The organism is Pseudoduganella namucuonensis, assembly GCF_900116645.1.
Taxonomy (GTDB): domain Bacteria; phylum Pseudomonadota; class Gammaproteobacteria; order Burkholderiales; family Burkholderiaceae_D; genus Rugamonas; species Rugamonas namucuonensis.
Map to the genome: position 1 here is coordinate 1 of NZ_FPBO01000018.1, position 13,048 is coordinate 13,048.

Genomic DNA, 13,048 nt, shown 5'->3' on the forward strand with positions numbered 1-13,048 from the left:
CCACAAAGTGGCGCTGCGCCACGCTCAGGTCCTTGACCTTGGCGCGCACGGGCAGGGCGACCTCGAGCCGCTCGAACAGCTTCTCGGCCTCGGCCTCGATGCGGCGCCAGTCGACGCGGCCGGCGGGGCCGCGGCAGGGCTGGCGGCCCACGTAGATGTTCTCGGCCACGGTGAGCTCGTCGAACATCACGGTTTCCTGGTGCACGGCGGTGATCCCGGCGCGCATGGCTTCCTGGGCGCTGCCGAAGGCCACGCGCTGGCCGCCCAGGGTGATGCTGCCCTCGTCGGGCTGGTAGATGCCGGTCAGCGTTTTCACCAGGGTGGACTTGCCGGCGCCGTTTTCGCCGATCAGCGCCATCACCTCGCCGGCGCGCACCGTGAGCGCCACCTTGTTCAGCGCCGTGATGCCGGCGAAGCGCTTGGTGATGCCCTCCAGCGCCAGTATCGGCTCGGCCAGCGTGGCCGGGGGCGCCGTATCAAGCGGCGTGCCGCCCGCGGCGCCATGCGGCGTCGCCGCCCGCATGGCCGGCGGCGCGCCGTCTGCTAAATTCAGTTGCATACAGCTTCCTGGTCAGAAGATCTTGGCGAATTTGTCGACGTTCTCTTTGTTGTAAGTGAACGGCGCACCCATGGCGGCTTCGCCGGTCGCGTCGATGGCGATGGTGCCCATGCGGCCAGCCGAGACGTTGCCGCCCGCCTTGGCTTCCGGAGCGCCCTTGACGAACTGGTAGGCCGCGTAGGTGGCCGCGTAGCCCAGGTCGATCGGATTCCAGATCGCGAACTCGCGCACGGCGCCGCTCTTCACGTGGCCCGCCATTTCGGATGGCAGCCCCAGGCCGGTCACGTACACCTTGCCCACCAGGTTCTCGTCCACCACGGCCTTGCTGGCGGCGTTGATGCCAACCGTGGTCGGGGCGATGATGGCTTTCAGGTTGGGATTGCTGCGCAACAGGCCGATGGCTTCGCGGTAGCTTTTGTCCGACTGGTCGTCGCCGTACACGGTGGCCACCAGTTTCAGCTTGGCGAATTCGGGCTTGGCCAGCTGTTCCTTCATCACGTTGATCCAGATGTTCTGGTTGGTGGCCTGGGCGGAGGCGGACAGGATGGCGATTTCGCCGGCGCCGCCGATGGCGTCGGACGCCATCTGGATCTGCTTCAGGCCGATCAGCCCCGCGTTCGAAGGATTCAGCTGCATCAAGCGGCCTTCCTGCGCCAGGCCGCTGTCGAAGGAAATCACCTTGATCCCGCGCTGCATGGCCTTCTTCGTGATCGGCACCAGCGCGTTCGGGTCGTTGGCGGAGATGACGATGGCGTTGACCTTCTGGCTGATCAGCGAGTTGATGATCTCGATCTGTCCCTCGGCGTTCGGCGTGGTCGGACCCGTGTAGATGATCTCCACGTCCTTCAATTCCTTGGCCGCCTCGTCGGCGCCGGCGTGGGCCGCGTCGAAGAAGCCGTTGCCCAGGCTTTTCACGACCATGGCGATGCGGACTTTTTCAGGCTGCTTGTTGCAACCGGCGACGCCGACCAGCAGGGAGGCGGCGACGGCCGCGAATACGAGTTTCTTGAGTTTCAATGCGAGGTCTCCGATTGGAACATGGCTGGGGACTGGAAGTCGAACGCCGGATTAAAAGGGGCGGTGGTCATTTGCGGCGGCATGGCTTCGGGTTCGACCGTCACCACGCGGATGCCGGATTGCTCCATCAGTTGCACCGCGGAGTCGGAGGCGTGGGTGTCGGTGATCACGGTGGACACGCGATTCAGGCCGCACAGGATCAGGCCCGCCTTCTTGGCGAACTTGGAGCTGTCGGCCAGGACGATCAATTCCTCGGCCTGGCTGATCAAACGCTTCTCGGCCTGGATCAGCAGCGGATCGGCCTCCATCAGGCCAAGCAGCGACAGGCCGTACACGCTCATGAACATCTTGGCGGCGTAGTGGTGCTGGGTGATGTCGTTGTCGAAGGGGCTGAGGATCACGTTCTGCTCGCGGTACACCTTGCCGCCGGGGAGGATGATCTCGTTTTCGCTGGAGACGAGCAGACGCTCGGCCATCAGGAAGGAATTGGTCAGGATCTTGAGGTGCTGGTCGACCAGGAATTCGGCCATCATGAAGGTGGTGGTGCCGCCGTTGATGATGATCGTTTCGCCGTCGGTGCACATGCCGGCCGCGTAGCGGGCGATGGCGCGCTTGCAGTCGGCGTGGGCCTGGATGTTGTTCTGGAAGGTCTCGCTGGTGAGCGGGAAGCCGCGCTTCTTCTGCTGCAGGTTGGCGGCGCCGCCCCGGGTGCGGGTGAGCAGATTGCGCATCGCGAGCCAGCTGATGTCGCGCCGGACGGTGGCGGGGGAAGCGTTGAGCCACTCCACCAACTGGGGAACGCTGGCCGTATTATGTTCGGCGAGCAGCTTCAACAAACGTTTACGGCGCTTGTGATTTACCATTTTCGTCTCCTTTTATTAACCTACTCCGGTCTTCGCTACGGCTTGCGGCGCCGTTGGCCATCCCGGGTTGATCGCTTTATTAATTAGAGACTAATCACTTCGATCCCGCCAGTCAATCAACGAGCAATCAATAAGTTGATTATTTCCGACGCGCCGCGCCGCGCTTTCGTGATTACAATCAACCAGATGATTATTTCACTCTTAGTCACCATGTTGATTGCTTGCGCATTGACACCCCATGGCCCGCTGATTTCTACTGGTTGCAGTGGCCCACGAGGCTAAAAGGCATCACAAAACTGCACACATACCAACGATGGAGAACAGCAATGAATGAAGCAAAGCAGAAAGAACCGATCACGTCTCTATGGGATGACAGCGCAGCGGCCGCGATGAGCGAGCCGGAACTGCTGCTGTACCGTTCCAACCTGCTCGGCTCCGATCTGCGCATCACCAATTTTGGCGGCGGCAACACCTCGGCCAAGGTCGCGATGACCGATCCGCTGAGCGGCGAGACGGTGGAAGTCCTGTGGGTGAAGGGTTCGGGCGGCGACCTGGGCAGCATCAAGCTCGATGGCTTCTCGACCCTGTACATGAGCAAGCTGCAGGCCCTGAAAGGGCGCTACCGCGGCCTGGCGCTGGAGGACGAGATGGTGGCCTACCTGCCGCACTGCACCTTCAACCTGAATCCGCGCGCGGCCAGCATCGACACGCCGCTGCACGCCTACATCGACCGCAAGCACGTCGATCACATGCACCCGGATTCCTGCATCGCCATCGCCGCCTGCAAGAACAGCAAGGAACTGACCGCCAAGATCTTCGAGGGTGAACTGGGCTGGCTGCCATGGCAGCGTCCAGGCTACGACCTGGGCCTGAAACTGGAAGCGCTGTCGAAAGCGCAACCCGAGCTGAAAGGCATCATCCTGGAAGGCCACGGCCTGTTCACCTGGGGCGACACCGCCAAGTCCTGCTACGAGACCACGCTGGCGATCATCAAGCGCGCCGAGGAATGGCTGGCCGCCAACGTCAAGCAGCCCGTGTTCGGCGGCGCCGGCGCCACCGCGCTGCCGGCCGGCGAGCGCGCCGCCCTGGCCGCGCGCCTGATGCCTCTGCTGCGCGGCAAAATCAGCAAGGATGAATTCAAGCTGGGCCACTTCGACGACAGCGACGCCGTGCTGGAATTCGTCTGCAGCAAAGACCTGCAGCCGCTGGCCGCGCTGGGCACCTCCTGCCCGGACCACTTCCTGCGCACCAAGATCCGCCCCTTCGTGGTCGATTTCGACCCGGCCAAGCCGGACTTCGACAAGCTGGTGGGCGGCCTGGACGAGGCGCTGGAACAGTACCGCGCCGACTACCGCGCCTACCACGAGCGCTGCAAGCATGACAACAGCCCGGCCGTGCGCGACGCCAACCCGATCATCTACCTGATCCCCGGCGTCGGCATGCTGTCCTTCGCCAAGGACAAGGCCACCGCGCGCATCGCCGCCGAGTTCTACGTCAACGCCATCAACGTGATGCGCGGCGCGAACGGCGTGGACACCTACGTCGGCCTGCCGGAACAGGAAGCCTTCGACATCGAATACTGGCTGCTGGAAGAGGCGAAGCTGCAGCGCATGCCCAAGCCGAAAAGCCTGGCCGGCCGCATCGCGCTGGTCACCGGCGGCGCCGGCGGGATCGGCCAGGCGGTCGCCCGCCAGATGCTGCGGGAAGGCGCTTGCGTGCTGCTGACCGACATCGACGGCGAAGCCCTGGCCGAGGCGCACAAGTCGCTGGCCAAGGTGGCAGGCAAGGACAACGTGGCCAGCATCGTCGCCAACGTGACCAGCGAAGCGGCCGTGGAAGGCATACTGGAAGAGGCGGCACTGCGCTTCGGCGGCGTGGACCTGCTGGTGTCGAACGCCGGCATCGCCTCCTCGGCGCCGCTGGACGAGACCACGCTGGAGATCTGGAACCGCAACCAGGACATCCTGGTCACCGGTTACTTCCTGGTCAGCCGCGCGGCCTTCCGCGTCATGAAGCAGCAGAAACTGGGCGGCAGCATGGTCTTCGTGGCCAGCAAGAACGGCCTGGTGGCATCGGCCGGCGCGTCCGCCTACTGCACCGCCAAGGCCGCCGAGATCCACCTGGCGCGCTGCATCGCGCTGGAAGGCGCGGCGCACGGCATCCGCGTCAACGTCGTCAATCCAGACGCCGTCATCCGCGGCTCGCGCATCTGGGACGGCAAGTGGAAGGAAGAGCGCGCGCAGTCCAACAAGATCGATACGGACAACATCGAAGAGTTCTACCGCCAGCGCAGCATGCTGAAACTGAGCGTGCTGCCGGAGGATATCGCGGAAGCCGTGTACTTCCTGTCCAGCGACAAGGCGGGCAAGAGCACCGGCAACATCATCAACGTGGATGCCGGCAACGCCGCCGCGTTCACGCGTTAATTAGTCGATAGACGAAAATAGGACGATCCGGCCCCGCGCCGGATCGTCCGTATAAAGGAGACAAGCATGAAAGCAGTGATCGACAATGGCCTGGTGGCCGAGCATAACGCCAAACTGCAGGTGAACCTGCAAGCCGACTACGACGCGCTGGCCGGCATCCTGGCCCGCCGCGGACAGGACATCGAAAAGCTGACGGCCGCCGCGCAGAGCTTCGCGGTGGCGCTGCCAAGCTGGGGAGTCGGCACTGGCGGTACCCGTTTCGCGCGCTTCCCGGGCAAGGGCGAGCCGCGCAACGTGTTTGAAAAAATGGAAGACTGCGGCGTGATCCACCAACTGACGCGCGCCACGCCGGCCGTGTCGCTGCACTTCCCGTGGGATAAGACCGACGATCCGAAAGCGCTGCGCGAAATCGCCAATGGCTACGGCCTGGGCTTCGACGCCGTCAACTCGAACACCTTCCAGGACCAGCAGGGCCAGGAACACACATATAAATATGGCAGCCTGACTTCCAACAACGCGGCCACCCGCGCGCAAGCGGTGGCGCACAATATCGAATGCATCGAACTAGGCCAGGCGCTCGGCTCCAAGGGCCTGACGGTGTGGGTCGGCGACGGCGCCAACTTCCCCGGCCAGCACAACCTGCGCGGCGCGCTGGAACGCTACCTGGACAGCATGCGCGGCATCTACGCCGCGCTGCCGGCCGACTGGCTGATGTACATCGAACACAAGCTGTTCGAGCCGGCGTTCTACGCCACCACCATCGCCGACTGGGGCACCAGCTTCGCCTGCGCCACCGAACTGGGTCCCAAGGCCAAGTGCCTGGTCGACCTGGGCCACCACGCGCCGAACACCAACATCGAAATGATCGTCGCGCGCCTTGCCCAATTCGGCAAGCTGGGTGGTTTCCACTTCAACGACAGCAAATACGGCGACGACGACCTGGACTCGGGCAGCATCAATCCCTTCCAGCTGTTCCTGGTCTTCAACGAGCTGGCCGACGCGGCGCAACGCGACGGCGCCGGCTTCAAGCCTTCCTACATGCTGGACCAGTCCCACAACGTGACCGATCCGATCGAGAGCCTGATGAACAGCGCGGTGGAAGTGCAGCGCGCCTTTGTCCAGGCGGCATTGGTGGACCGCGACGCGCTGAAGCGGCACCAGGACAACAACGACGCGCTGCAATCGGCGCAGGCACTGAAGCACGCCTACCGCACCGACGTCAGCGCCATCCTGGCCATGGCCCGCGTGCGTTCGGGCGGCGCGGCCGATCCGGTGGCGCTGTACCGCGCGTCCGGTTACCGCGAGCAGGCGGCCGTGAACCGTCCAGCCAAGGCTGGCGCCAGCAGCAGCGGCATCGTTTAAACCGCCGCGGAGTCCGAGGATATGAGCGAGCGCGTGATGCGCAGGACGGCGGCCGCCCGTTTGATTCCCTGCGCATGGCTGGCGGCGGCGACGCTGACCGGCGGCGGGGCCATTTTATCGGCGGCGTATGCCCAGGGCGCCGGCCCAAGCACGGCTACAGGGGCGTCCGGTGCCGCCGCCCCGGCACGCACGGCGATGGCCACGGCAGCCGCCACGCTGGCCGGCGAGCCGGTGCTGTCCAACCGCATCGCCGACGTGGCGGCGCGGCTGGCGGCGCCGCCGGACGACGCCCGCGCCATGGTGCGCTGGTGGTGGTTCGGCCCGGCCGTTTCCAAGCCCCAGCTCGAACGCGAAATGCTGGCCATGAAGGCCGGCGGCTTCGGCGGTTTCGAGATTCAACCCGTCTACCCCATGGAACTGGACGACCCGGCGCGCGGCATCCGCAACGTGCCCTACCTGTCGCCGGACTTCCTGGACGCGGTCACCTTCGTCAACAACAAGGCCCATGAGCAGAATCTGCGCGTGGACATGACCTTGGCCAGCGGTTGGCCCTACGGCGGCCCCAACGTGCCGGTCACCGAGGCCGCGGGCCGCATCCGCGTGGCCACGGCCGTGGTGCCGCCCGGCGCCGACTCCTACGCCATGCCATCGGTGATGAGCGGAGAGCGGCTGATCGCCTCCTTCATCGGCGACGGCAACGACAAGCAATACGACGCGACCCGTCTGCGCCTGCTAGATGGCGCCGAGAATCCCGCCAACGGCGGCGCGCAGCCGCCAGCGCAGGGCGCCGTTCCGGCCACCGGCGGTGCTGTCGGCCCGGGCATCGCCCGGGTGCCGGCGCGCGCGACGATCGCGGCTTCAACGCAAAATCGCGTCGTCGTGTTCTATATCGCCAGCCGCACCGGCCAGCAGGTCAAGCGCGCCGCGCTCGGCGCCGAGGGCTTCGTGCTGGACCACCTGAGCCGCAGCGCCATCGACCGCCACCTGAACACGGTGGCCGAGCCGCTGTTGAAGGCCTTCGGCGACAAGCCGCCATACGCCGTGTTCTCGGACAGCCTGGAGGTCTACGGCACCGACTGGACGGACGACTTCATCGCCGAGTTCAAGCGCCGCCGCGGCTACGACATCAAACCGCACCTGCCCGCGATCTACAGCGGACAGGGCGAGGACGCGCCGGCGCTGCGCCGCGACTGGGCGCTGACGCAGACGGAGCTCGTCAACGAGCGCTATCTCACGCCGGTCAACGACTGGGCTGCCGCCCGCAACACGCGTTTCCGTTCGCAGACCTACGGCGAGCCCGCAGTGTCCATGTCCAGCAACCGCCTGGTGCATCTGCCGGAAGGCGAGGGCCCGCAGTTCCGCACCTTCTCGTTCACGCGCCTGGCCACGTCCGCGGGCCACCTGTACAACCGTCCGGTGATCTCTGCCGAGACCTGGACCTGGCTCAATTCCCCCGCCTTCAGCGCCACGCCGCTGGACATGAAGGCCGAGGCGGACCGCATGCTGCTGCAGGGCGTGAACCAGTTCGTGGGTCACGGCTGGCCCTACACGCCGCCCGGCACGCAGGAACCCGGCTACGCCTTCTACGCCGCCGCCGTGTTCAACGACCACCAGCCATGGTGGAGCGTGATGCCGGACGTGAACGCCTATCTGCACCGCACCAGCTACCTGCTGCGCCAGGGCCGGCCCGCCAACGAGGTGGCGGTGTTCCTGCCGAACGACGATGTCTATGCCGCGCTCACGCCGGGCAAGGTCTCGCTGTCGGCCGAGATGCACAAGCACGTCACGCCGCGACTGATCGAGCAGGTGCTGGACGCCGGCCACAATCTGGACTACGTGGACGCGGAATCCATCCTCGCATTGGGCCTGCGCCATCCCGTGCTGGTGATGCCGCACGTGACGCGCCTGGCGCCGGAAGTGCTGGCCAAGCTGGCCGACTACGTGCGCGGCGGCGGCAAGATCATCGCCGTCGGCGGCACGCCATCGCTGGCGCCCGGCTATGTGGACGCCAGGCGTGTCTCCGCGCAGGTGGCGGCCGCGTCGCGCGCGCTGTTCACCGGACCGGTGGTGCAGCTCGTGGCCGACGACGCCGCGGTGGGCGCGGCGGTCGCCAAGGCGCTGCCCGGCGATTTCCGGGTCGCGTCGAACGCATCCGACGTGGGCTTCATTCGCCGCAAACTGGCGGACGGCGACATCTACTTCATCGCCAACACCAGCAACCGCGAGGTGCGCACCACCGCCACGCTGCGCGCGCCGCGCTCCAACGCGGTGTGGTGGAATCCGCATGATGGCAAGGCCACGGCGGTTGCCGTGAAACCGTCGCTGGAATTGCGCCTGGCGCCGTACGAGTCCCGCGTGCTGGTGTTGACGGACAAGCCGCAAGCCGCCGCGCCGGCGCCCAGGCTGGCCGCGCCCGTGGTGCTGGCGGATCTCGGCCGCGACTGGCGGTTCGCCATCGCCGGGGAGAAACCGGCGGCGATGCCGGAACTGCGCTCCTGGACCGACGACGCCGCCACCCGCTTTTATTCGGGCGAGGGCGTCTACACCAGGGACGTGAACCTGGACGCCGCCGGCATCCAGGGCGCCCGCGTGACGCTGGACTTCGGCCAGGGTACGCCGCTGGAATCCACGCCCAAGGTCCCGAGCGGCATGCGCGCGATGCTGGACAGCCCGGTGCGCGAAGCCGCCGTCGTCTATGTGAACGGTCAACGCGCCGGTTCGGTGTGGCGTCCGCCATACCAGCTGGACGTGACGCCGCTGCTCAAGGCCGGCGCGAACCGCATCGAGGTGCGTGTGGCCAACCTGGCGCTGAACGGCATGGCCGGCCAGGAGCGTCCCGACTACCGCCTGCTCTCCGCCCGTTACGGACAGCGCTTCGTGCCGCAGGATACCCATCTGATCGAGCCGCGCCCTTCGGGCATGCTTGGCCCGGTGCGCCTGCTGTCGGAGAAAACCCTATGAGGAATACCATGCATGCACGTTGGATGCGGGCCGCCGCCGGGGGCTTGCTGGCCCTGGCGATGTCGGTCGCGGGCGCCAAGGACTACAGCGTCGAGGCATACGGCGCCAAGGCCGACGGCACGACGCTCAACACGAAATCGATCCAGAGCGCCATCGACGCCGCCGCGAAGGATGGCGGGACGGTGGTGTTCAAGCAGGGCACCTACCTGAGCGGATCGATCTTCGTGAAGAGCGGCGTGACGCTGCGCATCGACAAGGGCGTGACGCTGCTGGGTTCCCAGCGGCTGGAGGACTATCCGGTCCTGCCGACCCGTATCGCGGGCATAGAAATGCGCTGGCCGGCCGCGCTGGTGAACGTCTACGAGCAGAAAAAGGCCGCGATCGAAGGCGAGGGCACCATCGACGGCGACGGCAAGGTGTTCTGGGACAGCTATTGGACCCTGCGCAAACAGTACGAGCCGCGCGGCCTGCGCTGGGCCTCGGACTACGACGCCCAGCGTCCGCGCCTGATCCAGGTGTTCAATTCGTCCGACGTGAAGGTGGGCGGCGGCCTGCTGCTGCGCCGATCCGGCTTCTGGACGCTGCACATCTGCTATTCCATCGACGTCACCATCGATGGCGTGGTGATACGCAACAACGAGGGCGGCCTCGGACCGTCCACCGACGGCATCGACATCGATTCATCGAAGCGCATCCTGGTGCAGAACGCGGACATCGACGTCAACGACGACGCCCTGTGCATGAAGGCCGGACGCGACTCGGACGGCCAGCGCGTGGCGCGCACCACCGAGGATGTGGTGATCCGCGACTCCATCGTGCGCGAGGCGGCCGCCGGCGTCACCTTCGGCAGCGAGACGGCGGGGGGCTTCCGCAACATCGAGGTCTACAACATCACGGTGCTGAAAAAGACGCCGGTGGGCATCCTGTTCAAGTCCGCCCACACGCGCGGCGGCTTCGGCGAGAACCTGCGCATCCACGACATCACCATGACCGATGTTCCCGTCGTTCTGCGCGTGACCATGAACTGGAATCCAAGCTACAGCTACGCCGAGATCCCGAAGGACATCAAGGATTATCCGCCGTACTGGAAAGTGCTGGCCACGCCGGTGCCGAAAGAGAAGGGCATGGCGCGCTTCAAGGACGTGCGGATCTGGAATATCAAGGCCACGGGCGCCACCACCGCTTTCGAGGTGGATGGCTACAAGGAGGCGCCGCTGGAGCGTTTCAGCCTGAGCAAGCTGGATATCCAGGCGAAGAAGGGCGGCTACATCTACGACTCGAAGGACTGGCAGTTCACCGATGTGAAGCTGGCGCTCTCGACGCCGGTGGACCTGGAAAACGCCACCTCCGTGCGCGGCCTGCCGGCCGGAACCTCCGTGGTGCGCGCCCGCCAGGCGAAGGAAGATCCCACCAAGAAGAGTTTCGAGGAACAGGACAAGACCTGACATGCTGAAAAAATCCCTGATGTTCGCCGCGCTGGCCGGCGCCATGTCCATGGCCAGCGCCCAGCAGTATCCTTTGCCGACGCCGGCCATGCAGGCCATCGTCGACAAGGACACCGGCCGCCATTTCGGCGACGCGCCCGCCGATGGCGGCCCGCTGGCCACGGACCTCTCTCCGGCCTTGCGTCACGCCGACATCGACAAGGCGCTGCGCAAGGTGGCGGACTGGCAGCTGGCGCGCACGCTGAAAAACGTCGACCGCATCTGGACCTCGGCCGTGCTGTTCACCGGCTTCATGGCGGCCTCCGAAGCCACCGGCGACAACAAGTACCGCGACGCGATGCACGCGATGGGCAAGCAGTTCAACTGGGAGCTGCGCAGGGAGTATCCGGACGCTGACGACCTGAGCGTGGCGCAGACCTACCTTGAGCTGTATTTCCAGGACCCGTCGCCCGAAAAGATCGCGCCGACGCGCAAGCATCTCGATATCCTGATCAACCTGAAGACCATGCGGCCGGGTGACGAGCGCCTGCCCTGGTGGTGGTGCGACGCGCTGTTCATGGGGCCGCCCGTGTGGCTGAAGATGTACAAGGCGACGGGCGAGCGCAAATACCTGGATTATGTGCACGAGCAGTGGCGCAAGACCTCGGACGCGTTGTACGACAAGCAGGAGCACCTGTACGCGCGCGATGTGGGCTATATCGGCAAGACCGAGCCGAATGGGAAGAAGATCTTCTGGTCGCGCGGCGAAGGCTGGGTGATGGGCGGCCTGGCGCGCTCGCTGGACCTGATTCCGGCGGACGATCCGCGGCGGCCGTTCTACATCCAGCAGCTGCGCGAGATGTCGGCGCGCATCGCGTCCTTGCAGGACAAGGATGGATTGTGGCACGCCGGCCTGCTGGACCCGGCCACCTACCCGCTGGCGGAGACTTCGGGCGCCTCGCTGTTCGTGTATGGCATGGCGTATGGCGTGAACCGGGGCCACCTGGACGAGAAGACTTACCGCCCCGTGATCGAACGGGCGTGGGCGGGGCTGCTGCGCAATGTGTACGCGGACGGGCGCCTGGGCGGCATCCAGCAGACCGGCGCCGAACCGGCGTTCTACCGGCCGGCGTCCAGTTTCAACTATGGTGTGGGCGGCTTCCTTCTGGCGGCCGCCGAATTGAAGAAGATGACGGCATCGAAGGAGGTGATGAAATGACAAGCAAGGCGTTCCGCATGAAGCTCAAGCCCGGCACGGTGGAGGAATACAAGCGCCGGCACGACGAACTGTGGCCGGACCTGGGCCAGGCCTTGAGCGAGGCGGGCATCTACGACTACTCGATCTTCCTGGACGAGGAAACGCTGCACCTGTTCGCGGTGCTCAAGCTGTGGCCGGACAACAAGATCGAGGAATTGCCGGCCAAGCCGGTGATGAAGAAGTGGTGGGACTACATGGCGGACCTGATGGAAGTGGAGCCGGGCAACCGTCCGCGCGAATGGCCGCTGGAGCAGATGTTCCATTTCGCGTGAGCCGGTGGCCGCTGTCACTTGCCCGCGCTCAGCAAGCCCCGGCCCCGCAACCATTCCTCCGCCCGGCGCGGCCATTCGGAGGCCGTGCCCAAGCCATCCTTCATCCCCATCCCATGGCCGCCATGCTCGAACAGATACATCTCGGCCGGCACCTTGGCCCGGGTCAGCGCCTGGTAGAACAGGATGCTGTTCTCGACCGGCACCGCCTGATCCTCCTGCGTATGGATCAACAGCGTGGGCGGCGTGGCGGCGCTGACTTGCCTCTCGACCGACATCAGTTGCACCGTCTCCGCCGTGGGCGAGGAACCCAGCAAGGCCTTGCGCGAGCCCGCGTGCACGGCCGGCCCCTCCATGGCGATCACGGGATAGAGCAGCATCAGGAAGTCCGGCTTGCCGCTGATGGCGTCCAGCGCGGCGCCGGTGCGGCCGGCGGCGTGGTCGAACAGCGTGCCCGCGCTGGCCGCCAGGTGTCCGCCGGCCGAGCTGCCCATCACGCCGACGCGCGACGGGTCGACGCCGAACTCCTTGGCGCGCGAGCGCACCATGCGCACGGCGCGCAGCACGTCCTGCAGCGGTGCCGGATGCCCGAACTCCGCCATGCGGTATTTGAGCACGAAGGTGGTCACGCCCAGGGTGCCGAGCCAGTTGGCGTACTGCGCGCCTTCACGCTCCGCGGAAAGGCGCACATAGCCCCCACCTGGGCAGATAATCACCGCCGTGCCGTTGGGACGGTCCACGGCGGGGCGGAACACCGTCAGCGTGGGTTCGCTGACATTGGAAATGCGGCCATCGCTCAGCTGTTCGGCGCCGATGGCGCGGGCGCCGGGAACGCCCTCGGGCCACAGCGGCAGCGCCGGATTGGCGAAGGCGAACGCGGTAAGACTGGTCATGATCGTGGCAAGCAGG

At 66.0% G+C, this 13,048-nt stretch carries 10 protein-coding genes; 6 read left to right on the forward strand and 4 right to left on the reverse strand.

Features of this window, described 5'->3' with window-relative positions; translation table 11 throughout:
* From BM436_RS18810 to BM436_RS18820, 3 genes are all read right to left on the reverse strand, one after another.
* Positions 1-559 (reverse strand): ATP-binding cassette domain-containing protein (locus BM436_RS18810; RefSeq protein WP_229490476.1); only part of this gene is annotated, 559 nt, incomplete at its 3' end.
* A 12-nt stretch (positions 560-571) separates the two neighbouring features.
* Entirely contained in the window at positions 572-1,576 is a 1,005-nt protein-coding gene (rhaS, locus tag BM436_RS18815) for a rhamnose ABC transporter substrate-binding protein (RefSeq protein ID WP_177307331.1), read from the reverse strand.
* The gene (locus BM436_RS18820) at positions 1,573-2,439 is read right to left on the reverse strand and encodes a DeoR/GlpR family DNA-binding transcription regulator (protein WP_093557068.1); all 867 of its coding nucleotides are present in this window, start codon (positions 2,437-2,439) and stop codon (positions 1,573-1,575) included. Before BM436_RS18820 ends, rhaS begins: the two co-directional genes overlap by 4 nt.
* Positions 2,440-2,765: 326 nt before the next feature.
* Here BM436_RS18820 and BM436_RS18825 point away from each other — a divergent pair, with 326 nt between their 5' ends.
* The 6 genes from BM436_RS18825 (at position 2,766) to BM436_RS18850 (ending at position 12,142) form a co-directional block, all read left to right on the forward strand.
* A complete protein-coding gene (locus BM436_RS18825) occupies positions 2,766-4,865 on the forward strand; it encodes a bifunctional rhamnulose-1-phosphate aldolase/short-chain dehydrogenase (protein WP_093557069.1) in 2,100 nt (699 codons plus the stop codon).
* Between the two features lie 66 nt (positions 4,866-4,931).
* Positions 4,932-6,227, forward strand: coding sequence for an L-rhamnose catabolism isomerase (gene rhaI, locus BM436_RS18830; RefSeq protein ID WP_093557070.1), 1,296 nt, complete (start codon positions 4,932-4,934; stop codon positions 6,225-6,227).
* A gap of 21 nt (positions 6,228-6,248) precedes the next feature.
* Positions 6,249-9,188, forward strand: a complete 2,940-nt coding sequence (locus BM436_RS18835; protein WP_229490478.1) for a glycosyl hydrolase — start codon at positions 6,249-6,251, stop codon at positions 9,186-9,188.
* Positions 9,189-9,196: 8 nt separating this feature from the next.
* On the forward strand, positions 9,197-10,633 hold the full coding sequence (locus BM436_RS18840) for a glycoside hydrolase family 28 protein (RefSeq protein ID WP_093557072.1): 1,437 nt from the start codon (positions 9,197-9,199) through the stop codon (positions 10,631-10,633).
* A gap of 1 nt (position 10,634) precedes the next feature.
* A complete protein-coding gene (locus tag BM436_RS18845) occupies positions 10,635-11,831 on the forward strand; it encodes a glycoside hydrolase family 88/105 protein (protein WP_218164883.1) in 1,197 nt (398 codons plus the stop codon).
* A complete protein-coding gene (locus BM436_RS18850; RefSeq protein WP_093557073.1) occupies positions 11,828-12,142 on the forward strand; it encodes an L-rhamnose mutarotase in 315 nt (104 codons plus the stop codon). Before BM436_RS18845 ends, BM436_RS18850 begins: the two co-directional genes overlap by 4 nt.
* A 14-nt stretch (positions 12,143-12,156) precedes the next feature.
* On the opposite strand, the gene BM436_RS18855 is transcribed toward BM436_RS18850, so the two are convergent.
* Positions 12,157-13,032, reverse strand: coding sequence for an alpha/beta hydrolase (locus tag BM436_RS18855; protein WP_229490480.1), 876 nt, complete (start codon positions 13,030-13,032; stop codon positions 12,157-12,159).
* Positions 13,033-13,048: the final 16 nt, after the last annotated feature.

Excerpts from the sequence above, each read along its gene's own strand:
- BM436_RS18855 (WP_229490480.1), bottom strand. The coding sequence starts at position 13,032 with ATGACCAGTCTTACCGCGTTCGCCTTCGCCAATCCGGCGCTGCCGCTG.
- BM436_RS18820 (WP_093557068.1), bottom strand. The coding sequence starts at position 2,439 with ATGGTAAATCACAAGCGCCGTAAACGTTTGTTGAAGCTGCTCGCCGAA.
- BM436_RS18840 (WP_093557072.1), top strand. The coding sequence starts at position 9,197 with ATGCATGCACGTTGGATGCGGGCCGCCGCCGGGGGCTTGCTGGCCCTG.
- BM436_RS18835 (WP_229490478.1), top strand. The coding sequence starts at position 6,249 with ATGAGCGAGCGCGTGATGCGCAGGACGGCGGCCGCCCGTTTGATTCCC.
- rhaI (WP_093557070.1), top strand. The coding sequence starts at position 4,932 with ATGAAAGCAGTGATCGACAATGGCCTGGTGGCCGAGCATAACGCCAAA.
- BM436_RS18845 (WP_218164883.1), top strand. The coding sequence starts at position 10,635 with ATGCTGAAAAAATCCCTGATGTTCGCCGCGCTGGCCGGCGCCATGTCC.
- BM436_RS18850 (WP_093557073.1), top strand. The coding sequence starts at position 11,828 with ATGACAAGCAAGGCGTTCCGCATGAAGCTCAAGCCCGGCACGGTGGAG.
- BM436_RS18825 (WP_093557069.1), top strand. The coding sequence starts at position 2,766 with ATGAATGAAGCAAAGCAGAAAGAACCGATCACGTCTCTATGGGATGAC.